The organism is Paenibacillus enshidis (assembly GCF_042136365.1).
GTDB lineage: Bacteria > Bacillota > Bacilli > Paenibacillales > Paenibacillaceae > Paenibacillus > Paenibacillus enshidis.
In genome coordinates this window covers 80,751-104,500 of the sequence record NZ_JBHHMI010000014.1, presented here as the reverse complement: position 1 = coordinate 104,500, position 23,750 = coordinate 80,751, and the positions used below count along the sequence as shown (strand labels likewise).

The 23,750-nt window shown below is 47.7% G+C and carries 19 protein-coding genes and 1 pseudogene; 13 read left to right on the top strand and 7 right to left on the bottom strand.

The genetic code is table 11. From position 1 onward, the window contains the following. Positions 1-205: 205 nt before the first annotated feature. A complete protein-coding gene (locus ACE41H_RS16270) occupies positions 206-3,802 on the top strand; it encodes a collagen binding domain-containing protein (protein ID WP_375356497.1) in 3,597 nt (1,198 codons plus the stop codon). A 154-nt stretch (positions 3,803-3,956) separates the two neighbouring features. Here the strand turns inward: ACE41H_RS16270 and ACE41H_RS16265 are convergent. Continuing rightward, positions 3,957-4,235, bottom strand: a pseudogene (locus ACE41H_RS16265) (NAD(P)H-dependent oxidoreductase); the annotation flags it as partial. A gap of 34 nt (positions 4,236-4,269) precedes the next feature. Here ACE41H_RS16265 and ACE41H_RS16260 point away from each other — a divergent pair. Genes ACE41H_RS16260 through ACE41H_RS16250 form a run of 3 tightly spaced genes read left to right on the top strand, consistent with a single transcriptional unit; the run spans position 4,270 to position 7,549 of the window. Continuing rightward, positions 4,270-4,944: a response regulator transcription factor gene (locus ACE41H_RS16260; RefSeq protein WP_375356496.1), complete on the top strand. Its 675-nt coding sequence runs from the start codon at positions 4,270-4,272 to the stop codon at positions 4,942-4,944. After that, a complete protein-coding gene (locus tag ACE41H_RS16255; RefSeq protein ID WP_375356495.1) occupies positions 4,929-6,038 on the top strand; it encodes a HAMP domain-containing sensor histidine kinase in 1,110 nt (369 codons plus the stop codon). Before ACE41H_RS16260 ends, ACE41H_RS16255 begins: the two co-directional genes overlap by 16 nt. 47 nt (positions 6,039-6,085) lie before the next feature. Then, positions 6,086-7,549, top strand: coding sequence for a serine hydrolase domain-containing protein (locus ACE41H_RS16250; protein WP_375356493.1), 1,464 nt, complete (start codon positions 6,086-6,088; stop codon positions 7,547-7,549). Here ACE41H_RS16250 and ACE41H_RS16245 read toward each other — a convergent pair. Continuing rightward, complete coding sequence (locus ACE41H_RS16245; protein WP_375356513.1) at positions 7,539-8,627, bottom strand: GntR family transcriptional regulator; 1,089 nt, start codon at positions 8,625-8,627, stop codon at positions 7,539-7,541. The two genes, ACE41H_RS16250 and ACE41H_RS16245, sit on opposite strands and share 11 nt — an antisense overlap. Positions 8,628-8,963: 336 nt before the next feature. Here ACE41H_RS16245 and ACE41H_RS16240 point away from each other — a divergent pair, with 336 nt between their 5' ends. Genes ACE41H_RS16240 through araA form a run of 3 tightly spaced genes read left to right on the top strand, consistent with a single transcriptional unit; the run spans position 8,964 to position 12,744 of the window. Beyond that, positions 8,964-10,586, top strand: coding sequence for a xylulokinase (locus ACE41H_RS16240; protein WP_375356491.1), 1,623 nt, complete (start codon positions 8,964-8,966; stop codon positions 10,584-10,586). Between the two features lies 1 nt (position 10,587). Beyond that, a complete protein-coding gene (locus tag ACE41H_RS16235) occupies positions 10,588-11,283 on the top strand; it encodes an L-ribulose-5-phosphate 4-epimerase (protein WP_375356490.1) in 696 nt (231 codons plus the stop codon). Positions 11,284-11,319: 36 nt separating this feature from the next. Further along, positions 11,320-12,744: an L-arabinose isomerase gene (gene araA / locus ACE41H_RS16230; RefSeq protein ID WP_375356489.1), complete on the top strand. Its 1,425-nt coding sequence runs from the start codon at positions 11,320-11,322 to the stop codon at positions 12,742-12,744. 109 nt (positions 12,745-12,853) lie between these two features. Here the strand turns inward: araA and ACE41H_RS16225 are convergent, their stop codons facing one another. After that, on the bottom strand, positions 12,854-13,804 hold the full coding sequence (locus tag ACE41H_RS16225) for a substrate-binding domain-containing protein (RefSeq protein WP_375356487.1): 951 nt from the start codon (positions 13,802-13,804) through the stop codon (positions 12,854-12,856). Positions 13,805-14,032: 228 nt separating this feature from the next. On the opposite strand from ACE41H_RS16225, the gene modA reads away from it, so the two are divergent. Beyond that, positions 14,033-14,872 carry a molybdate ABC transporter substrate-binding protein gene (modA, locus tag ACE41H_RS16220; protein ID WP_375356486.1) on the top strand — a complete coding sequence of 280 codons (840 nt, stop codon included), beginning with the start codon at positions 14,033-14,035 and terminating at the stop codon, positions 14,870-14,872. Positions 14,873-14,880: 8 nt separating this feature from the next. Further along, positions 14,881-15,540 carry a molybdate ABC transporter permease subunit gene (gene modB, locus ACE41H_RS16215; protein WP_375356485.1) on the top strand — a complete coding sequence of 220 codons (660 nt, stop codon included), beginning with the start codon at positions 14,881-14,883 and terminating at the stop codon, positions 15,538-15,540. A gap of 8 nt (positions 15,541-15,548) precedes the next feature. Here the strand turns inward: modB and ACE41H_RS16210 are convergent, their stop codons facing one another. Together ACE41H_RS16210 and ACE41H_RS16205 are read right to left on the bottom strand one after the other, a co-directional pair. Next, positions 15,549-16,571 (bottom strand): ABC transporter substrate-binding protein, encoded by a 1,023-nt coding sequence (locus tag ACE41H_RS16210; RefSeq protein ID WP_375356484.1) that lies wholly within the window; start codon positions 16,569-16,571, stop codon positions 15,549-15,551. Positions 16,572-16,734: 163 nt separating this feature from the next. After that, complete coding sequence (locus tag ACE41H_RS16205; protein WP_375356483.1) at positions 16,735-17,565, bottom strand: helix-turn-helix transcriptional regulator; 831 nt, start codon at positions 17,563-17,565, stop codon at positions 16,735-16,737. Between the two features lie 253 nt (positions 17,566-17,818). Here ACE41H_RS16205 and ACE41H_RS16200 point away from each other — a divergent pair, with 253 nt between their 5' ends. Together ACE41H_RS16200 and ACE41H_RS16195 are read left to right on the top strand one after the other, a co-directional pair. Continuing rightward, positions 17,819-18,319: a DinB family protein gene (locus ACE41H_RS16200; protein ID WP_375356481.1), complete on the top strand. Its 501-nt coding sequence runs from the start codon at positions 17,819-17,821 to the stop codon at positions 18,317-18,319. A gap of 447 nt (positions 18,320-18,766) precedes the next feature. Next, positions 18,767-20,779 (top strand): acyltransferase family protein, encoded by a 2,013-nt coding sequence (locus ACE41H_RS16195; RefSeq protein ID WP_375356480.1) that lies wholly within the window; start codon positions 18,767-18,769, stop codon positions 20,777-20,779. Between the two features lie 110 nt (positions 20,780-20,889). Here the strand turns inward: ACE41H_RS16195 and ACE41H_RS16190 are convergent, their stop codons facing one another. After that, a complete protein-coding gene (locus ACE41H_RS16190) occupies positions 20,890-21,426 on the bottom strand; it encodes a dihydrofolate reductase family protein (RefSeq protein ID WP_375356478.1) in 537 nt (178 codons plus the stop codon). A 171-nt stretch (positions 21,427-21,597) separates the two neighbouring features. Here ACE41H_RS16190 and ACE41H_RS16185 point away from each other — a divergent pair, with 171 nt between their 5' ends. Beyond that, positions 21,598-21,963, top strand: a complete 366-nt coding sequence (locus ACE41H_RS16185) for a winged helix-turn-helix transcriptional regulator (RefSeq protein WP_375356476.1) — start codon at positions 21,598-21,600, stop codon at positions 21,961-21,963. Positions 21,964-22,102: 139 nt separating this feature from the next. Here the strand turns inward: ACE41H_RS16185 and ACE41H_RS16180 are convergent, their stop codons facing one another. Beyond that, positions 22,103-22,831 carry an MIP/aquaporin family protein gene (locus ACE41H_RS16180; protein ID WP_375356475.1) on the bottom strand — a complete coding sequence of 243 codons (729 nt, stop codon included), beginning with the start codon at positions 22,829-22,831 and terminating at the stop codon, positions 22,103-22,105. 165 nt (positions 22,832-22,996) lie between these two features. Between ACE41H_RS16180 and ACE41H_RS16175 the strand changes: the two genes are divergently transcribed. Further along, entirely contained in the window at positions 22,997-23,734 is a 738-nt protein-coding gene (locus ACE41H_RS16175; RefSeq protein ID WP_375356474.1) for an HAD hydrolase family protein, read from the top strand. Positions 23,735-23,750 lie beyond the last annotated feature (16 nt).

Below are 23,750 nucleotides of genomic sequence, written 5' to 3'. Positions count from 1 at the left end.
GGCAGTTATAATGCAAGAAGCCCATTTGGTTCTGGTGGGAAAAACAGGGACAATGAATCGTGCGCCATTAGAAATATGCGGAGGTGATGGACTGGACGGTCTCAACGGCATACAATTCAATGGAGTATAGATAATCTGATTTGCGCACGGCAGCAGGATCGGAACCGAACATTACGAGGGTGATGTAGAGACTGAGGGAGAGATTATGAAGAAAAAAGTTAGTGGAATCGTTGTGGCGCTGCTGCTTCTGCTTCAATCGCTGTTTGGTGTATCCGCCTGGACGGCCAATGCCAATGCGGCAAATGCATCGGCAAGCGTGCAGGAATCCGTGTATGGAGAGACGGAAGACGTTGGAGTCACGGATGACGTCTATATCCCACCAGCGCCGGTCAACAATACGGACAACATTTTAACAAAAGTGGTATTAACCGACTTGGACGGTAACGTGATCGATGCGGTATATAATCCGGACAGCACCCTGGACATCGGTAAGGCTGTCAATCTCAGCTACGAATGGGAGCTTCCGAACAATCACGGCTACAAGGACGGGGATACTTTTACCTTCGAGCTGCCAAAGCAGTTTGAAATTTTCACGGACATTGAAGCACCGCTCGTGGCCGATCAAGACGAAGTTGGCAGATTTACCGTCGATCGCAGCGGGAAGGTTGTCATGACCTTCAACGGTTATGTAGAGAGCCATTCCAATGTAAGCGGCATGCTGGAAATTCGTACGGAATTTACGAAGGAAACCATTAAGGGGAGCACGGAAGTCATCATCGCCATTCCGGTAAAAAGCGGAGTGCAGACCGTTATCGTGAATCTGAAGCCGCAGGGTGGAAAGCTGATTGATAAGCAGGGAAAAGCGATTGGCAAAGACCGGATTGATTGGACGGTTCAGGTCAACAAGTCGCTGGATAAAATCAAGCATGCGGTCATCACTGATACGATGCCTGAAGGCTCGGAGCTTATCGCCGACTCTGTGGAGGTGTACCGCCTGCAAGTTAACGGCGATGGCTCGACGGTCCTTGGCGAAAAGGTAGGGGCCGACAAGTATACAGTCGAAACGAACGGCGGTGCCAAACTGGAGCTTGCTTTCCAGGATGAAACGATCAGCAAAGCCTATGAGATTCGTTATTCGGCGAAGCTTGCCGGCGAGCAAACGCGTTTTGAGAACACTGCTGTACTGTCTGGCGATGGGATGGAAGATGCCAAATCGACCGCTACGGTAACGGTAGACCGCGGTAAGTTTTTGGATAAGTCATATCGCCAGGATAAGGACACTGGAATTATTACCTGGACCGTGAAATACAATTTCAACGAGAAGAAGATTCCGAGTGATCAAGCGGTTATCACGGATGAATTCAGTGCGATTCATACATTGGTTGCCGATTCGTTGAAGGTGTATAAAGGGAATTCGACGAAGGCCGAAGATCAGCTTTCACCGGATGAATACACCTTTACACCGACAGGTACGAACGGATTTACGTTGCAATTCAAGAGGGATATCGATTCTCCGTATACAATCGTTTATCAAACGAAGCCAGTCGACCGGACGAGCGCTGACGGGCAGCAGGTGAAGAATAAAGTCGTATCGGGTGATACGTCCAAGGAAGTAACCGCTCCGGCCCAAGGAATTCGAGCTCTGGTAAAGGGCGTTTGGAACGTCGACTTTGCCAACAAAACAGCGAAGTGGCTTATTACGGTTAATGGTGATAAAAAGCCGGACGGCACCAAGTACAGTATGGAGAATGTAGTCATCAAGGATACGTTCCCACAAGGCGGCCTCGATTTCATTCCAGATTCAGTGATCGTAAAAGCGGACGGGAAAGTTGTTCCGGCAAGTGATTATAGGGTTGAGTACGATAACGCACGCAGCGGTTTTGATATCACTTTCTCCAAGACCATTGACACCACGTATACAATTGAGTATCAAACCAAGTTTAATATCGATTGGCTGGAGAGCAGCAATAAGGATTACATGAACAGAGCCATCATGACATGGAGCGAGAACGGCGAAGCAAGAGGGCCGATTCAGCGGGATGCGAGCTTCTCTTCCGACGATTATACGAGAAATAACGGCGGTAAAGACGGCAGCTACGATCCTGTCAACAAAGAGATTACGTGGAACATCAAGATGAACTACAATCTCAAATCGCTAAACGAAGCGGTTGTAACGGATGTTCTGAAGCATGAGCAGAAGCTTGTGCCGAATTCGGTTAAGGTATACGAGATGAAGCTGACAGGAGAACGGAATGGGATTACGAAGGGCGTCCAAGTTCCTGCGTCTCAATATGAGGTGACGGAACCGTCCGCAGCGAACGGAAACCAATTGTCCATTCGTTTTACCGGCCCGATTTCAACCGCATACTGGATCGAGTTCAAAACATCGCTGCAAGGTACGTTGATTGTCAAAAATATTGATAATACGGCTGAGTTGTGGAACGGCAGCGATAAAGCGGCGACGTGGAACGCCAGCGTGACGGTTCCCCACGGCGGCGAATATGTGAAGAAAAGCGGCGCCCAAAACGGAAATAAAATCGATTGGTCCATTCGAATCAATGAAGGCCAGTCGCAAATTTCCAACGCCAAAGTTATCGATTATCCAAGTGCGAACCAAATCTTGATCGAGGACTCATTCCATCTGTACGCAAGCAAGATCAATGCAAACGGGGAAGCAGTCAGAGCTGATGAGCTGACAAAAGGTAAAGATTATACGTTAACCATTTCAAGGCTTGACGGCGATCAGGAGACGTTTGAATTAAAGTTCACGAATGCTATCTCCACGGCTTATATTTTGGAGTATCAGTCGTTCATTACCGCTGGAGATAAAGAGGCTGTACAAAATAAAGTGGCGCTCGAAGGAGATCAGCTGAAGACCGAGCTCAGGGAAACGACGGAAGAGGTTATTGTTCGCACTTCCTCCGGTTCAGGTTCGGGAGGCGGCGTAACAGGCAGCCTGGAAGTAACGAAGGTTGATCAGGATGATCAGACGAAGCCGCTGGCGGGAGCGAAGTTCGTGCTTTACGATAAAGCAGGCAAGAAGACGCCGATCGTAAAAACAACGGATGCGGACGGCAAAATCCTGTTTACGAAGCTGTTGTATGACGACTATATTCTGGAGGAGCTGGCAGCTCCGGAAGGATATAAGATTGATCAGGCAACATGGGACGTAACGATTGACTCCAAAATCCAGAGCCAAGGCAACGTGAAGAAAATGACCATCACGAACGCTAAGGAAGAGCCCGCTAATCCTGGCGAGCCAACCGACCCAGGCAACCCTGGTAATCCGACGGATCCAACAGATCCAGGCAATCCAACAGATCCGACTGATCCAGGAAACCCAGGCAATCCATCGAATCCGGGAACGCCAGGTGGTTCGAAGGATGACGATGACGATGATGATCCAGGGCTGCCTTCGGAAACTCCGTCCAGTCCAGGAACAGGAACCCCGTCTAACCCAGGGACGCCTTCCGGAGAAGTAGAAGTGCCGGATGAAGACACCCCGAGAGGTGAACCAACAACAACTCCTCAAACGCCTTCGACGGATGAGCCGGCAACACCAACCGTTGACATCGATGAGGAGGATACTCCGCGTGGTGAAGGCAAGCCGGAACCGCAGAAGCCACAACCGGAGAAGTCTGCATTACCAACGCCGAAACCGCAAGCTCCGGCATCGGAGACTACGATAACGATGCTGCCGCAAACGGGTGAAGCCAGCCGTTATCCGTTCTATTTGGCGGGTCTCGGGCTGATCGTTCTCGGTGTATGGTTAGGCCGCAAACAGATAAAAATGAAGCAATAATTCGTTGGCGCTTCGGCTCCCTTTGTCCTGAAAGCAGGGTAGGGGGGCCTTTTTCAATTTTATGAAGCTAAATCGTACCATGAGTGAAGGTGAAAATTGGAGTGTTGAGGAAGGTTGGTAATGGTGGTAGAGTGTGTGAGAAATAGCAGCAAGGGAGAATGTGAAATGATACATTCCTATCGTACTGTCTCTTCTCAAAGTCTTCTTGCGGAGCTCCTCCCAGACCGAGCCATAACACTCGTTTATGATGCAATTTATTGGAGCCGTACGCAAAACCATTGTTCCATACCCGGTCGATATATTCTTTCAGCATAGCAGGCAAATTGTACCACCATATCGGGAAAATAAAGGCGAGCGCATCATGGTTTTTCATTCGTTCCATCTCGGCCTCCACCTCTGGTGTATAGATCTTGCGATCAGATGACACTGGAGGTTATAGGCGGGAAGTGGAAGCAGAGAGGGCATATATGAAAAAGATATTGATTATAGATGATGAAGCCGATCTTCGAAAACTGCTGACAGATTACTTTGAATTGAACGGGTATTTCGTTATGAATGCATCAAACGGTTATGAGGCCCAGCGGCAAATTGAAAATCAACCGGACCTTGTTTTGCTGGACATTAATATGCCGGGGCTGGATGGTCTTGAGTTATGCAGGAAAATCAGGGACTTTGTGTCCTGCCCCATTTTATTTCTTACAGCCCGTGTCGAGGATGCGGATAAAATCTCGGGCTTTCGGGCAGGAGGGGATGACTATATCGCAAAGCCGTTCAGTATTCATGAACTTGGGGCAAGGGTAGAGGCACATTTACGCAGGGAAATACGAAGTCAAAATAAAACATCGATAAAATTCAGTGAAGACTTGGTCATTGATTATGCGGCTCGCGCGCTTTACTTCCGTGATGTACAAATTCTCCTGGCCAAAAAGGAGTTCGATATTATAGAACTGTTATCTATGAATCCTGGCATGGTGTTTGATAAGGAGCGTATTTTTGAAAAAGTGTGGGGATTTGATAATGAAAGCGACAGCCATGTGATCGCGGAACATATCAGGAGAATTCGGTACAAATTGAAGGAGCATGGCTGTGACAACAGGATCGAAACGGTCTGGGGAGTAGGTTACAAATGGCGAAAATCGTAAACTGGTTGACCTTGAAGCGGCTGACCTTGCTGCAATCATTCATTTTCCTATGCTGCATGACGCTCATTGCTGTTCTAATCGTCATCACATTGGAGTTTGGATGGGCGGAGAGCATGCGATTGCGGTTTGCCGGTCATTCTTCCGTGCAGGATTGGATATTGCCTGTTCAGGTTGCGATGGTGCTGTTAACGATAGCCATCGGTATAGTTCTGATGTCCATCCTTTTTTATCGGTGGAAGCTGAAAAAGCCGCTTGAAATTCTGATGAAGGCATCGGAGAAAATTTCAGCGAATGATTTGGGGTTTCATATTTCTTACGATAGTGTGGATGAGATGGGCGAGTTATGCCGTGTATTTGAGAATATGCGGGGCCAGTTGGAGAAAAACTTTAAAACGTTGTGGCGATCGGTTGAGGAACGCAAACAGCTTAATGCTATTTTTGCCCATGATCTGAGAACACCCCTATCCGTTCTGAAGGGATATTCCGAGCTGTTGGCCACCTATCTGCCCCAAAATAATATATCCAGGGAAAAGCTTCTGGACATGATTGAAACCATGAACGTACATATTGTGCGTCTTGAGAGCTACACGGAGGCGATGAATTCCATTCAAAAGCTGCAAGACATGCCGGTACATAGCCGTACGGCGGAAACGGATCATCTTATCTCTTTGCTGAATGACAGCGCTCGGCAAATAACCGGACAATGTGGTAAGACGTTCAGCACGTCCATTGCTGTGGATGCGAACAAACTCGCTGTCGATCTTCATTTGGTGATGCAGGTATTTGAGAATTTGCTGATAAATGCGGCGCGTCATGCTTCCAGCCATGTAAGTGTCCGCTATAGCGCCAATGAAGGATTTTTTTCGGTTACGGTCATGGATGACGGATCTGGTTTTTCAGATGAAGAGCTGCAAAAAGCCGTGCTTCCCTTTTATCGCGGAGAGGTGTCGGATGCGAATGAACATCATGGACTGGGGCTTTATATTTGCAAAGTACTGTGCGAAAAGCATGAGGGGAGTTTGCATGTTGACAATGGCCCCCAGGGTGGAGGAAGCGTAGCAGCCAGGTTTTTCGCGGGGTTGATAGAAAGTTGAAAATTATATAATAGCATTTCCTTATCATATGATTGAGGAGTGCTAGTATGAGAATCGTCCATAAAAAGAAAATAGCTTTAAGCTTCGGCTGCTTGCTGCTGATCACGGCCATCCTGGTTCAACCCGCTTTCGCTGTTGAAATCCGGAACAAGGCTGAAATACAGCATGAAATTGATCAGTACGTCAAAACAACCATGGAAGCCAATCATATTAAGGGCGCGGCTCTTGCTATAGCCAATAACGAAGAGGTTTTCTATGCGAATGGTTACGGCACGTTTTCGGATGGTCGGGTTATTAACGGCAGTACCCCCTTTCCCATTGCTTCCTTAAGCAAATCTTTTACTGCACTGGCCGTCCTTCAATTGGCGGACAAAGGATTGATTGACCTTGACGAGCCATACACATCATATTTTCCCGGTCTCTTGCCTAAGGACGAGCGTGTCCGTCATATTACGATCCGGAATCTGCTTAACCAGACAAGCGGTCTTAATGACAAAGTGAATCCTGACATGACAAGATCCCCCCAGTATCAATCGCTGCAGGAGATCAACCAATCATTGAACAGGGTTAAGCTTGCTAATAATCCGGGAACGGCCTATAGCTACCATAATCCGAATTACCAATATTTGGCCGTTCTTGTGGAGAAAATGAGCGGACAGAGCTTCTCTGATTACCTTGAAAATAATATATTTAAACCTTTGGGAATGAATCATACTTTTAACGTCAGCACCACACAACAAATCAATGACAATTCCGCCATTCCACGGGGGTATTATCTTATACTTGGCCATCCCGTAAGCCAGGCTGAACCTTTATGGTTTGTTGACGGTCCGGCCGGTATCATTTCGACTGCTGAAGACATGGCTAAATGGATGCTTGCCCAATATGATGGCCGTCTTCTGTCCCCGGAGCAGATGGAGCAATACCATACAGCCGGGCAGGGCGGTCCGTATGGAATGGGTTGGCTTGCCGGCGAGGATGAACAAGGTGGCCGTGCGATTTCCCACAGCGGAATTTTCTGGACGTATAAGGCGGAAGAGACGATCTATTTGGATCAGCGGCTGGGCATCACGATGATGTTTGATTCCGGTTTAAACGCGTTTGTCGACTATTCAGCTTTTACCGACGGGATTGCAAGTATTATTCATGGCGAAAAGCCCGGGGTTTCTTTCTTTAATAGCAGAAACATGGAGATCATTATGATTCTGCTGGTGGTTGCGACGATTTTTTGGGGAGGATATTCATATTTTCGTATCCATCGAAGCAAAAAGAGCATTACGACCGGAAAGTTGGTTTTTTCGGCGGCCGTAAGAATGTCACCTGTCTTGATTCTCTTGTTCCTCTCACCATTAGCTACATTTGTTGGTGCCGGGCGTGTTTTGCCCTGGTTTGGACTATGGACCTCCATGTCATCATTGATGATATGGCTTGTTGTATTGTCGATCGTAAATATAGCGAATTTGGGTTGCTGTTTCAAATTGTATTGCGATGAATCGCGAATCAGTTCGTAATCTTGTTTACCGTTTCGCCTTCGATGAATACAGGCTGATAGTAGGTATTGTTTGGCAGGTCCTTTTTTCCTTGTAATTTCTTAATGACCCAATCAGCCGCATCTCGTCCCATTTGTTCTTGCGGGTGGGTCAATGTCGTTAGTTTGATATTCGCATTTTTGGCAATATAAGAATTATCCTGGCCAATAATAGATAATTCGTCCGGAATCGATATACCAAGCTGTCTGCACACATGTACAACTTCCAATCCTACCTCGTCGTTGTAGCACACAATGGCGGTCAGCTCATCCCGATTTTTATTTAAGAATTCCTTCAAGTTTGCGGACAATTCCTGCTTTGTCTCTGTATCGAATGAAAGCACTTGCTCCGGGTGAAATCGTAATTTGGCTTCTCCAAGAGCTTTGATATAGCCTTTCATTCGATGCTTTCCTTGTAAATCATCCATTTTTGCAATGATCCCAATTTGAGTATGTCCTTTAGAGATCAGTTCTTTGGTTGCCAGATAGCTGGACTGCACGTCATCAAGACAAAAGAAAGGGACGTCCAATTCTTCATAATAAGCATTGATCATGATGAATGGAACATCCTGTTCCTTGAAAGACAGGTAATAAGCGATATTGGGATTGTACAGATTGCTTTTCGTAGGTTCGATAATCAAACCGTCCACACCAAATGACAGCATCATTTCCAAAGCTTTTTTTTCTTGCGCGACATCGTTATTTGTACTGGCCAACAGTAGCGAATAGTTATCTTCATTCAATCTGCCTTCGATTCCGCGGATAATGGAGGGGAAAATGTAATCCGAAATATAGGTCGTGATGACACCGATGGTTTTATTATTGGAGCCCCCGGCGGATTTGGATCGATACTGGTTGCTGACATAAGTGCCGGAGCCTTTTTCACTTCTTAAGAAACCCTCGTTGGATAGTTCTAAGATGGCCTTTCGGACCGTCTGCCGGCTAACTTTGTACATATCCTGCAAGGAGGCTTCCGTAGGAATTTGTTCTCCCAAGCTGTATGCCCCTGAAAGGATGTTGCTTTTTATATCATCAATGATGACCTGATACTTTGGTTTCATTTCTTTCACTTCTTTCAAAGTTGTTCGCATTCTAACGGATTCATTCAGAAAATTTGTATGTACATCTTAGCATTATTTTAAGTGGATGAAAAGAATTTGCATCAAGTACGTACAAATTGTAAAAATGTTGCAAAAGTTTATATTTATGATCCGCTTTCATAATCACATAAGTATCTTTATATAATGATTAAGGAGAAAACAGCAGAATTATCGACTCTATAGTTGTATGGATAACTTATAATTTTTATTGACAAATGTACGAACAAAAAAATATACTAAGGCTGTCTACAAAGGAAAGCGCCTTCTTTTGAAAAAAGCTATCAGGGAGGGGACAATGTGATCACGAATCAATCCAACATCAAACAAGCGATTACGAAGGGAGAAACTTCCCTGGGTATCGAATTCGGTTCCACACGGATCAAAGCCGTGTTAATTAATCATCATTTTGAAACCATCGCATCCGGAAGTTATGAGTGGGAAAACCGCTTGGAAGATGGATATTGGACGTACAGCTTGGTAGACATCATCACGGGTCTGCAAGAAGCTTACAGTGAAATGAAGCAGGAAGTTGAACGAAACTACGGAATCACGATTCGAACCATCGGTTCTATTGGATTTTCTGCAATGATGCACGGATATATGGCTTTTGACAGCACAGGCGAGCTGCTTGTTCCGTTTCGGACCTGGCGTAATGCAACTACCGGTGCCGCGGCAAAAGAATTAACGGATACATTCCAATTCAATATCCCTGAACGATGGAGTATTGCTCATCTTTATCAGGCCATTTTAAACGAAGAGAAGCATGTACCCCGTGTTGATTTTATTACGACCTTAGCCGGATTCATTCACTGGCTGCTGACCGGTAATCAAGCCATTGGCATCGGGGATGCATCGGGTATGTTCCCAATCGATGAAGCCACACAGGATTACAATGAACGGATGCTTACGCAGTTTGATGAACTCATTGCAGCCAAGGGTTATCCGTGGAAGCTTAAGGATGTTCTTCCCAAAGTCTGCATCTCAGGCGAGCAAGCAGGTGAACTCACTGAAGCTGGAGCCAAACTTCTGGATGTTTCACAAAATTTACAACCAGGAATTCCGCTTTGTCCTCCGGAAGGTGATGCCGGAACCGGGATGGTTGCTACGAACAGTGTGAGAAAACGGACAGGAAATGTCTCTGTAGGCACCTCGGTTTTTGCCATGATTGTACTGGAGAAAGAGCTTTCCAAAGTTTATCCGGAAATTGATCTGGTCACTACGCCAAACGGCAGTCCGGTTGGGATGGTTCATGCAAACAACTGCTCAAGCGATATTAATGCCTGGCTGGGGCTGTTCCGTGAATTCTACGAGGCTATGGGACAAAAAGTGGATACGAATCAAATATTCAGCGTGATGCTGAATAAAGCTTTGGAAGCGGATCCGGATGGCGGCGGTTTGCTCAGCTATGGTTATTTCTCAGGTGAGAATATTACAGGCTTGGATAAAGGGCGGCCGCTGTTTGTCCGCTCACCTGAGAGTAATTTCAATTTGGCCAATTTCATGCGGACTCATCTGTTTACTGCTTTTGGCGCGTTGAAAATCGGTATGGATATTTTGACGAAGAAAGAAAACGTTGAAATTGATAGCATTTTAGCTCACGGCGGTTTATTTAAAACTCCTGTTGTTGGCCAAAAGATTATGGCTGCTGCACTGAATGTTCCGGTTTCCGTGATGGCAACCGCCGGCGAAGGCGGGGCATGGGGAATGGCGATTCTCGCTTCTTACATGATGAACAAGGACCAGCAGGAAAGTTTGGAAGATTTTCTCGACACAAAGGTCTTTAAAGACGTTGAGGCGCAAGAAATGGTTCCGGATGGATTTGACGTTAAAGGATTTGAAGTATTTATTGAACGATACAAAAAAGGTCTGGCGATTGAGCAGGCTGCTGTGGACCATTTGGTGGAGAATTGGAGGGACTGATGTGCTGAAACAACTGAAAGAAGAGGTATATGAAGCGAATCTGGAACTGCCTAAACACGGACTTGTGAAATATACCTGGGGAAATGTAAGCGCTGTTGACCGGGAGAGCGGGTTGTTCGTGATCAAGCCCAGCGGTGTCGATTATGAAACGATGAAACCCGGCGATATGGTAGTGGTTGATTTGGATGGAAATGTTGTTGAAGGTGAGATGAGGCCTTCATCAGATACTGCGACTCACGCCGTACTGTATAAGCATTTCCCGGAAATCGGCGGCATCGTGCACACCCATTCGACCTGGGCGACCATTTGGGCTCAAGCCGGCCTGGATGTGCCCGTGATGGGGACTACACATGCAGACACCTTTTATGGTCCCGTACCGTGTGCCCGTTTCCTGACTCAAGAGGAGATTGACCGTGGTTACGAAGCGGAAACGGGCCGTGTCATCATCGAGACCTTTGAGCAGCGCGGACTGGATGTTATGGCCATTCCCGGTATCCTGCTTCATGGTCATGCACCGTTTACCTGGGGGAAAGACGCAAAATCAGCGGTAGTGAACAGTGTTGTGCTGGAAGAGGTTTGTAAAATGAACTTGTTTGCACGGGAATTAAACCACTTTGCTGAAGAATTGCCGCAGCGTATTCTGGATAAACACTATCTGCGGAAGCATGGGAAAGACGCCTATTACGGTCAGAAGTAATGCAAACTATCCAATAAAGAAAAGAGGATGATCACGATGTCAGCAGCAGGAACAAAAGAGTTCTGGTTTGTCGTAGGTTCACAGCATCTTTATGGGGAAGAAGCGTTGGCAGAAGTCAAAGCACATGCCCAAACCATGACGGATGCATTAAATAACAGCGGTGTTTTGCCTTACCCGCTTGTTCTGCAGGATTTGGCTGTGAGTGCAGATAAAATCACAAGCATCATGAAAGAAGTCAACTATCGTGACGAGGTTGCCGGTGTCATCACCTGGATGCATACGTTCTCGCCTGCGAAAATGTGGATTCGCGGAACAAAGCTGCTGCAAAAACCTTTGCTTCATCTGGCAACACAATACAATGAAAGCATTCCCTGGGCAACGATTGATATGGACTTCATGAACCTGAACCAGGCCGCTCATGGTGACCGGGAATACGGTTTTATCAATGCCCGTTTGCAGAAACAAAATAAAATTGTAGTAGGATATTGGGAACGCTCTGAAGTGCAAAAGCAGATTGCAGATTGGATGGACGTAGCAGTTGCATATAACGAAAGCTTTAACATCAAGGTTGCGCGTTTTGGTGACAACATGCGTAACGTTGGCGTTACCGAAGGGGATAAGGTTGAAGCCCAAATTCAATTTGGATGGACCGTTGATTACTTTGGGATCGGAGACCTCGTTCAATACGTGAATGCAGTTACGGATGAAGAGATTGATGCTTTGTTTGCGGAATATGCAGAGCTGTATGAATTTGATTACGGTACTTATAGTAAGGAAGACTGGGAAGCCAGCGTAAAAGTACAGGCAAGCTATGAAATTGCCATTAAACGGTTCCTTGATCAAGGCGGTTACAATGCCTTCACATCGAACTTCGAAGATTTGCATGGCATGAAGCAGCTTCCCGGTCTTGCTGTCCAGCGTTTGATGGCACAGGGATATGGCTTTGCCGGTGAAGGAGATTGGAAGACGGCAGCGCTTGACCGTTTGCTTAAAGTGATGAGCCATAACCAGAACACTGGATTCATGGAGGATTACACCTATGAAATGGCCGCGGGTCAGGAAGCCATCCTTCAATCCCATATGCTTGAAGTAGACCCGACTTTGGCCAGCAACAAACCTAAAATCATCGTTTCTCCATTAGGGATTGGCGATCGTGAAGATCCGGCGCGTCTGGTGTTTGACGGCAAAGCAGGAGACGGTGTGGTTGTTTCCATGGCTGACTTTGGCACTCATTATAAACTCCTGATTAACGAGGTTACTGCATTTGAGCCGACGGTTCCGGCGCCCAAGCTTCCGGTGGCCCGTGTGCTTTGGAACGTGAAGCCAAACTTCCAGGAGGGGGTAAAAGCCTGGATCGAAAATGGCGGCGGTCACCACACCGTAGTTTCACTGAATTTAACAACAGACCAAATTGTGACCTATGCCAAGCTTGTTGGTCTGGAATACGTAGTTATTAAGTAATGTGAGCGGAGCATTCTTCTAAATCTTTTAAATAAGAAAAGGCACAACCGTAAAAATGGCTGTGCCTTTTTTGCTTTTTTGAGCCGATCCATCTAAGCGGTGTTAGTCTTCAGGCTTCAAACAGGATTTTCCCTGTTCGGGATAAATCAAACCCTGAAATCGCCTGCAGCTCCTTTTTGAAGGTGTCGGATTGCAGAATTTGCAAGAGAGCAGGAATCCAGGTCTGGCTCCACGATGTTTTTAGCATCACAAGATCATAGCGCTCCTGGATCAAAGGAATGAATTCAATCTGCCCAACGATAGAGGCGGCTTTTTCTATGCCTACACCAACGTCGGCCTCGCCGGACGCGACTTTCGTCGCCACGCCGAGATGATTGGTCTGTATATTGTTATATCCGTCAAGCTGCTCAGGCCTGATGCTGTGAAGGCGGAGCTGTTCGTCAAGCAATACGCGGGCCCCCGATCCTTTTTCCCGATTCACGAATCGCAGTCCTGGACGGCTTAGGTCGGACCACTGCGTAAGGCCGAATGGATTTCCTTGCTGGACGTACAGTCCTGCATTTCTGGAAAGCAGGTTGACGACCACATAGGAAGAACCGACGAGCAGCTTTCGGATATAGGGAAGGTTGTATTCCCCGGTATCTCCGTCCAGGAGGTGGGTGCTCACGATATCAGCCTCACCTTTGTACATGGAAATCAGGCTGTCGAGACTGCCAACAAACGAACGCAAAGGCCGAATGCCGGGGATTGCCTGTTCCATGTGTTTGGCCAAAATATCCAGGCTAATGTCATGCCCGGTGATCACGATGGGGCGGTTCGCGCTGAAGGAAGCCGGCGGTTGGGCATGTACGGGTGAATGAACCTCAGCAGATTGGCCCGCTATCGGAACCATTCGTGTCCGTTGTTTGTACGCCTCCAGGTCAGCGGCATCCACCCGCATTTGCTTGCCGACCCGATAAGAGGGCAGCTCCCCTTTTTTGATAAGATCATACACGGTGAGCTTTGATATTTTCAAAAGCTTGGCGATTTCCTCTGTTGTATAAGACATGTCGCTGGACATATCATGATCCTCCCGGTTAGCTGTAAAGCTGGCTGGTTTTTGTGTCTAATTATAACACAATTGAATGAAGCCAAGCGCTATACCTGAATCCCTGCTCGCTCAAATATTTAAATTTTTTATTTTCTATTAAAGTTAGATATAAATAGATATATTTAGTTTACAAATGATCTTCTTAAAAAGTATAATAGCTTTGTTTAGTTATAATTGGATACATTCCGGAGGGGTCCTGTGTTTAAAAACGTAAAGATTAGTGTGGTTCTATCGGTTATTTTAGCTTTCATGTTAATAATAGCGGGCTGTGGTACGGCAGCGAACGATCGTGCCGGTTCACAAGCTTCAAGCACGAATGCCCAAACCACGGAAACGGCTGAAACGATTGAATTGACTGTATCAGCGGCAGCAAGCATGACGGATGCCCTGAAAGAAATTCAGCAGGCTTATGAAACGAAAAATCCAAATATCCAATTGAATTTTAACTTCGGCGCATCCGGCGCGCTGCAGCAGCAGATTGAGCAGGGAGCACCTGCTGACTTGTTCCTGTCTGCCGCAACCAAGAACATGAAAGCGCTCGTGGAGCAACAGCTCATGGATGCCAATCAACAGAAAAACTTATTAAGCAATGAATTGGTAGCTGTCGTTGCTGCAGATGGAAGTGCACCGGTTGCAAGCGTCGCCGATTTGTCCAAGCCTGATGTGAAGAACATTGCCATTGGCATTCCTGAAAGTGTACCTGCGGGAGGCTACGCCAAAGAAGCGCTCACCAGCGCGAAGCTCTGGGATGCTCTGCAGTCCAAAATGGTGCAGGGGAAAGACGTAAGACAGGTTCTTCAATATGTAGAAACAGGAAATGCAGATGTTGGGTTTGTCTATAAAACAGACGCATTAACCTCGGACAAAGTAAAAGTCGCTTTCCCTGTGGATCCCAAAACCTATACACCTGTTGAATACCCGATTGGCGTTGTAAAGGCGACGAAGCATAACAAAGAGGCCGAAGATTTTTACAACTATTTGCAGACCCAAGAGGCGCTTGACGTCTTTGTGAAATACGGGTTTTCCGTCCCGAATTGATAGTGGCCATGATCAATTGGGAGGAATTCTGGGTACCGATTAAATTGTCTCTGCAGGTGTCGGTGCTGTCCAGCCTGACTGTAATCGTACTTGGTGTGGCTGCCGCCTGGTGGATGTCCTGCCAAACGTTTAAAGGAAAAACAGTGGTTGAGACAGTCTTTATGCTGCCGTTAGTGCTGCCGCCAACAGTGGTTGGTTTTATCCTTTTAGTCATCCTGGGCCGAAAAAGCTGGTTTGGACACTGGATGGAATGGCTTTTTAACGCGCCGATTATATTTAGCTGGTGGGCTGCCGTGATCGCTGCGGTCGTGGTGGCCTTTCCGCTGGTGTATCAAACGATGAAGGTTGGGTTCTCTTCCGTAGATCAGGCTTTGGAAGAGGCTGCACGCTCCACCGGAGCTAATGAATGGCAGGTGTTCAGGTACATCACGCTTCCTCTGACTTACCGTTCGATTGCTTCCGCCTATATTCTCGGATTTGCTCGCGGGCTTGGCGAGTTTGGGGCGACATTAATGATAGCAGGCAATATTCCTGGGAAAACACAGACCATTCCTACGGCCATATTTGTTGCAGTGGATGCCGGTAATATGACGATGGCATGGGCCTGGACGGGCTCCATGATCGTCATTTCCTTTATCATGCTGTTTCTGACGAGACAGAAGGAGTAGTCCAGGGTTTACTTGTCCAATGCCTCCAGTACAGCCTCGATGCCATAGCTGTTGCCAAGCGGGCCGTAACCCATGGCAAGAGCACCGTTGACGGCGTACGTCTGACCGTTCTTAACGGCCTTCAGGCTTTTCCAGACATCAGTCTTCTCCCACTCGTCTGTAAGGGAGGCTGCCGACGGATTGTCATAGTTGAAATAGCCCAGAATCAGATGGTCCGGGTTCAGCGCACTTAATCCTTCCAGTGTCAGCTCGGCGCCTTCCGTCATCACCGGACTGTCCGGTGCCTTCAATCCGAGACCTTCGTCATAATAGGGGGTTAAGAAGTTAGTTCCGCCCAGCCATACGGCGTTGTTCCGCACCTGCAGGAATGCGACCGTTCCCTCGACATCGGCCAGCTTCTCCCTGGCATCCTGCAGCTTGGTTTGATAACCGGTGATGAACTGCTCAGCGACATCCTCCTGACCCAATATTGCTCCGAACTTCGTGACCAGCGCCGGCCAATTACTCCATACGTCGGTGTCTGCTTCATTAATTACGACGGTTGTCGCAATTTTCTCCAGCTGGTCCGTCAGCTGGGTATTGGTCGCATTGCCTGCAATGATGAGGTCTGGTGCATATTCCAGCAATGCTTCCATGTTGACAGTCGTGTTCTCACCAACGATAGCAAGCTCTTTGTGCTTGTCGACGTATGGCTTATACGTGTCGGTACCGAGGGAAGAGTCGTTCTTCGTGAACGGCAGCGCGAGGCCGACCGACTTCAAATCAAACAGCAGGATGGAATCGACGTATCCCCAGTGAACGACAGCGACGCGCTCCGGCTTCTCCTTAATAACGATACTGCCGTTGGCCGCTTCGATCGTGCGCGGGAATGCAGCGGAGCCTGCCGCTTCTTGTCCAGTCGCGTTTGACGGCGGGCTGGATGTTTTTCCATCAGCAGATTGCGTATTGCTTGAGCAGGCGCTCAGAAGCAGCAGCAAACTGATCATGCCAGTAAAAAAGACAGACCATGATGTAGTGTGACGAGCTTTCATAGTTGTGTGCCCTCTCTCTATTTTTGAAAGATGATAATCATTATCAATTACATTCTTTATAGTATCATCACACGTGCCCAATGAGAATGAAGAGATTCCCGAACGATGATGGACAATTTCACGCGACAGACTGTATCGTACGGGTAAGATGACATTGCCGCATTCAGGTTTCTGTGCTGTCGAGGTCTACTTGACTGGGCGCAACCCCTTTATATTTTTTGAACAATCGGCTGAAATAGTACGGGTCGGAATATCCAATGCTCTTGGCTACGGTGGCTACGGAAAATTGCTTTGTTAACAGCCACTCGTGCGCTTTGTTCATCCGGTAATGGATCAGATATTCAATGGGACCTGTCCCGGTATATTTGGCGAATAGATACGAGAAATATTTAGGTTTTAATTGGTAACGGTCGGCAAGCTTGGCCAGTGTCAGCGGCTCGGCAAAATGAGACTGAATATACCGGATGGCGTCTTCAACAACGGGATAGCTGTCCTTGTTCTGCTGGTAGCGCTCCGCTTGCAGCACCTTGGTGATAAGCTGGTAAAATAACGAGCGTTGATTCAGCTTGTCCATCGAATCAGGTGAGGAAGAGGCGTTTAGTAGCTGCTCCACCAGCCTAAGCAGCTCCGGATCTAGTGTTATCTCCATATAGGAGATGTCTCCTGGCCGCCGATGACCCTTCTTTTCGTCAGCCCCTCCTGGCAGGTAATGAGCCAGGCAGTACCGGAAGCCATTTGCACCCGAAATCACCTGCAGCTGTCTGCCTGCTCCTCCGATCAGGATGTGGCCAGGTTTCATCACGAATTGCTTCACCTCATCGAAGACGAATGTCGCTTCCCCCTCAAGCGCGACGATCACACCGCATTTGGCGGTAGGCTTGTGAACATGCCCGCTATAAGTACGGTCGCCCTCCAGCCATGTGCGGTACACACCAAACAGTTGAATGGGGGTAGTAGCAAAATATTGTGCAAGCTCTTCGTAGGTCTGCGACATCTGGGGACACCTCCTAACCCATCGTTTTCAAATGAGATTTATTATCAATCCGTAAGTTACGAAGCCATTATAGAAAAAATGTCCCTCTACTGCAATACAAACGGGTTTGCTGTTGGCTGCTTATCCGGTAAAAGACGTGTCGCAATAAAAATTTATAACTATGACAGCCATTGTCATGATTAGAGGTTAAGATTAGTGTGAGCAAGGCTAAACTATAGTTTGCACTGAACATAAAAAACAAGGGGATGATTACATGTATACGACGGTTGAGAATTTTATCTCGGAATGGGAAAAAGAGGCCGCATTAACCCGGAAAGTTTTAGAGAGCTTGACAAATGAGGCGCTGCAGCAGCAAGTATATCCCGAAGGCCGGACGTTGGGAAGAATTGCATGGCATTTTGTAACGAATATCCCGGATTATTTGACCGAATTCGGACTTTCGGTAGATAAGGTTCCAAACTCGGGCGAGGTGCCCTCTGCGAGGGAAATCGCGGAAACCTTTCAAACAGTAAGCTCTAATGCTACCAATGCCCTTAAAGAGCAATGGACAGATGAGTCTTTAGCGCAAATACAAAATGCATTCGGTAGAATGGAGTCAAATGCCACGATCTTGATGGGGTTGATCAAACACATTGCTCACCATCGAGGACAAGTTACCGTTCTTATACGCCAAGCGGGGCTGACTGTGCCTGCAGTATACGGCCCTGCGAAGGAAGGTTGGGTACAACTGGGGGTGCAAACACCACCACTTTGAATTTATTGACCGGCTTACTTGTGACCGGGAAGAGGAGCTTGCCCAGGCAAGCTTCTTTTTGAGTTCTAGCCATATTAGTGTATAAGAAGAATCGTATGAACAGTCATTCTATTAACGTGTACGGATGATAATAGGCAAAAGGAGCAGGAACCGGAAAAGGGTTCCTTTTTTGTGCGGAATCCCGCAGTTATTTTTTGCTAATTTGTTGCTTTGCTGTAAACCATTTTTAACTGGTTTGAGATCAATGGTACAATGTACTTAGATATAATGAGAAAAGGTTGGTTCGGGCGCGAGGGGCTTGAACAGGGATAACCCCGGAAAGGATAGGAATCATGAATGGCATCATAGACAGAGCTGAACGAATAGAAAAAAGTGAGAAATCAAGGCAGGCGAGTTTTTTCACCGGATTATCGGGAGCAAGTATTAAGAAAAAAGGGCGGCCAATTTATGACTAAGCCGCTCAAACCTCATCGTTATATGCCGGGGTTGGATGGATTGCGGGCATTTGCGGTGCTGGCTGTTGTCATCTATCATCTGAACACGGACTGGGCGCCTGGCGGGCTGCTCGGTGTAGGGATATTCTTTGTATTGTCCGGCTATTTGATCACGGATATTCTGGCAAGTCAGTGGGAGCGTAATCGGCGGTTTGATATGGCTGATTTCTGGATACGGCGTGCCCGCAGGCTGCTTCCGGCCATGTTTGTCATGGTGGCGGTTGTATCGCTGTGGTCCCTGTTCGGAGACCATTCCAGATTGTCGGCGCTTGCCGGTGACATACCGGCAGCCCTGTTATACGTTAGCAACTGGTGGTTTATTTTCCACAAAGTATCGTACTTTGAGAGCTTTGGGCCGGCATCACCGCTCGGACATCTGTGGTCGCTGGCCGTTGAGGAACAGTTCTACCTGATCTGGCCGCTCTTGCTGCTGCTTGGCCTGAAGTTCCTGCCGAAGCGGGGACAGCTGGCGGTCTGGATTCTCAGCCTGTCGCTGATCTCAGCACTGCTTATGGCCCTACTGTACATACCGGGCGAGGATCCAAGCCGTGTCTATTACGGTACCGATACGCGTATCTTTGCACTGCTAGTTGGAGCGGCGCTGGCGGTTGTCTGGCCAAGCGCCAAGCTTAAGAGCCAAGTATCGCCACCGGCGCTGACTTTTCTGGATACAGCAGGAGCGATTTCCCTGCTGCTGCTCATCTGGCTGGTATGGCATACGAATGAATACCAGACCTTCCTGTACCGCGGCGGTATGCTGATCATCGCCATCATTACCACGATACTGATCGCGGTGCTAGCCCATCCGGCGAGCCGTCTGGCTGCTATCATTGGCTGCAAGCCGCTGCGCTGGCTGGGCAAGAGATCATACGGACTATATTTATGGCATTATCCGGTCATTATACTTAGTACACCGCAGGTAAATACGGACGATCCTTCCATCCTGAAGGCTATCATCCAGGTTGCCGTCAGTCTGGCGCTGGCTGAGCTGTCCTGGCGGTATGTGGAGCAGCCGATCCGGCAGAAGGGCTTCCGCCATGTGCTGCAACGTGCATATAAGAAACGCGCCACCCGTATCTGGTTGTACGGCAGCGCGGCGGCACTGGTGCTCATCCTGTTCTCGGCGACACTCGGTCATGCACTGACGGTAAGAGGACAGGATAGGGATGTACCGACGGATTCTTCCGCAAAACCTGTCATTTCTACGTCCCCGACCAATGTGTCGCATGTAACGACTGAACAGAATAAAGATCATGTCACCGAAGCGGCGGGCAAGAAGGATACCTCTGACGGCAAGCAGGATAATACGGACAAGGCGGCTTCTGAGCATTCAACTCGAGAGAAGACAGAAGCACCAGACTCTGACTCATCCGGTTCCAAAGCTTCTCCATCCAGCGGAGCAAGCACGAAGGACTCAGCAAGCACAGCACATCCGGGCAGCACAGCTGCGGCTTCCGGCTCTGCGGACAACCGGAAGAAGCTCAGCAAGATCATTTCCGGCAAAGGCGTTACCGCCATCGGAGACTCGGTTATGCTGGACATCGGGTCATACCTTCGCCAGACGATGCCGGGCATTGTCATTGACGGCAAGGTAGGCCGGCAGATGAATGAAGCCCCCGCAATTATTCAGCAGCTGAGCAGCAATGGACAGCTCGGTTCCAAGGTGATTATTGAGCTGGGCACAAACGGCTCCTTCACAAAGGATGAACTGGATGACCTGCTGTCCCAACTGAGCCGCGCAAAGAAGATTATACTCGTGAACACCCGTGTGCCCCGCCCATGGGAAAGCATCGTCAACGATGCGCTGACCGCCGCTGCCGCAGAAGACCCTCGTGTAACGGTAGTCGACTGGTACAGCGCAAGCAAAGGGCAGAATGCTTTCTTCGCCAGTGACGGTGTGCATTTGAATCCGTCCGGAGCGAAGGTATATGCTACCCTGGTGGCGAATGCGGTGTCCGGTAAGTAATGGATATTATAATGCTCAATCATTCCCTGAGACTCCCAGCTGATATCGGCAAGGGGCTCAGGGCTTTTTATTGATCCAATAGAGGCAGCGGGTAAACGCGTGAGGCTGATCTATCGGTCAATCGCATAGCGCAGTTGAACGACCCCACCACCCAGAGGTTTGCAGTCCAACAATTGAACATGCATGTAACCGTAGTTGTTCTGATCGATTAAAAGATTCAGCCCTTTGCCCTCCAACACAGGAGCCACATTAAATATCACTTCGTCTACAAGTCCCTGGCTTAGAAAGGTATTGTGGACATCCGCTCCACCGCTGATGAGAGCGGTCTGATGGCCTTTTTGCCGCAAGTAGTTCAAGGCTTCCTGAGGAGACCTTACTACCGTTACGCCCGGAATGTCATGGATGCTGCTGGATATAACAACGATATCCATCCCGGCGAAAGGTCCGTCCGTGTTGGCCTCTTCTTCTTGTGGGACTCTGTTGGGGTCCTGCATTGCCTCAAACGTTCTGCGTCCGACAATGAAATTTCCCGCAGCTTTGGCATGTGCCGCAAAATCGTTCAGCGCTTCTTGTTTAGGCGGGTTCTCAGGGCTGGACTGTGCATAATTGCCGTTAGCGGTTAAAGTTGCCCATAATATAGCTTTCATAGTCATACTCCTCCTCATGTTCTGTTCAGTATTTTTCGGATGGATGCGGCCACCCGGTCTGGGCGTTGCACCTCATCTCTCGATTTACATCGTAATTGAACTGTGGTACTTTTGAAAAGTAGTTACAATAAAGTGCAATAGTTTCAAAAAATGAACTACGGAGTGATCACTATGATGGACCGATCCTGTCCTGGTACCGTCGAACCTATTCTGGAGATCCTGGACGGCAAATGGACGCTTCTTCTCTTGTTTGAATTGTTTAACGGGACCCGGCGTTTTGGAGAGCTGCGCCGCAAGCTGCAGCCCATTAGTCCGAAAACTTTGACAGACAGATTGCGGATGCTGGAGGAGAAGGGAATCGTCAGGCGTACTCTTTATCCTGGTGTACCGCTGCATGTGGAATATGAGCTTACCGAGTCCGGGCAGGGCCTGCAGCCGATATTTGAGGCCATGTGGACGTGGACTCAGGAGTATGGCGCATATCTAAAGGAAGAGTCATACGAGATGGGGGTAGAAGGAGAAAAGGTTAACCGGTGAATCCGGTTTTTACAAAGCAAAGGGGCAGCCTTCAAGCCATTTTCAATGACTTATGGGACTGCCCCTCTTTTTTTAGATTAGAGAATATATTAAGTTTCAGTGGAGCTGCAGCATTCTTACATCACAAGAAAAACTTCCGCTAGTGTGCTCTGCCTTCAGTGTAAATACCGTCGATAGACGCCTTTCTTTTACGGCTGATGTTCAGCCACTGGTATACACCAACGGCCAACACGGAGCCGACAAGCGGGGCGATAAGAAACACCCACACCTGGGATAAAGCCGTTCCACCCACCAGAAGCGCCGGCGCCAGGCTTCTTGCAGGATTGACGGACGTTCCCGTTAAGGCAATGCCAAGGATATGTACGAAAGCAAGCGTCAGACCGATGACCAGGCCCGTTACATTTCCATTGCTCTCACTTGAGGTCACACCCAGGATTGTATAGATAAAAACGAAGGTTAAAATCACTTCGACAATGACGGCCATCAACGCTGAAATCCCGATTCCATAGCCAGGGCCGAAACCATTCTGACCGAGTCCTGTTGTGGGCATGCCCGCGGAGACGAGGATGGCGTACAGAATAGCAGAGCCTGCGATGGCACCGGCGACTTGCGCCACAACATATCCGATGAAGTCGGCGCCCGTTAGCTTACGATTAAGAAGCATGGCGAGTGAAACCGCTGGATTGATATGACACCCCGAAATCGGACCGATGACGTAAGCCATCGCCACAATGGACAGTCCGAATGCCAATGCGATTCCCAAATTTCCGAGCTCTCCTCCCGCCGTAGCGGCACTGCCGCAGCCGAACAGAACAAGCACGAATGTTCCAATGAATTCGGCTGCATACTTTTTGAATGAAGAATTCATAACTACCTCCTAAAAAAATATAAATCCATCTTATTATAAACAAGGCATATTTACAAAAACTGAACATAGGGTGGGTTTACGACACCTAAGGCACATCATACAGGCAATTTTAGGCATTATCATTGTGAATGTTGCTTTATTATAATATGAACATGGAGGTGTTATATGAATAATTTAAAATTGATTGCTTCAGATATGGATCATATATTGCTTACGGAAAAAGGCGAGCTGCCCTCAAACCTTGACCAGTATATTTTAGAATTAGATAAGTTAGGAATTGTATTTGCGATTGCCAGCAGACGCCCGCTATATACACTGGAGGACATGTTTCCTGAAATTAAGGATAAGATATGCTTTATCAGTGGTAGCGGCGGAATTATAAGCTATAAAGGAGAAGTGATCTTCAAAAGTTTATTGAAGCCTGTGGACTATCAACCCATGATTCGTTTCGTCGAAGATAACACAGATGGGGTTGCGATTCTCAGTGGATTGGATTCAGCGTATATAGCTAGAAAATACAAAGGGAATGAAACGTTTTTGAAAACCTTTTATTCAAACATTACCTTTGTTGAAGAACTCGACCAAGTGATTACGGAAGCTGATAAACTCACGATTTATTTTCCCAATAAAAACAGCAAGCAATATTTTGAGGAAACATTCAAGCCCAATTACGGTCATGATTTTTCCGTCACCGCCGGGGATGCGATATGGATTGATATTATGAACCATGAGATTAACAGGGGAAAAGCCATGAAAGTGCTGGGAGAGCAACTGGGCATAGACTCCGAACAAATGATGGTGTTTAGCGATATGGAACAATACGCCAGTTATGCCACGGGTTCCAATGATCATTTAGGTGTGCTAAAGATGATGGAAAAGATATTAGAAATACATGGTAAATAATGACGATGCAAAGAAC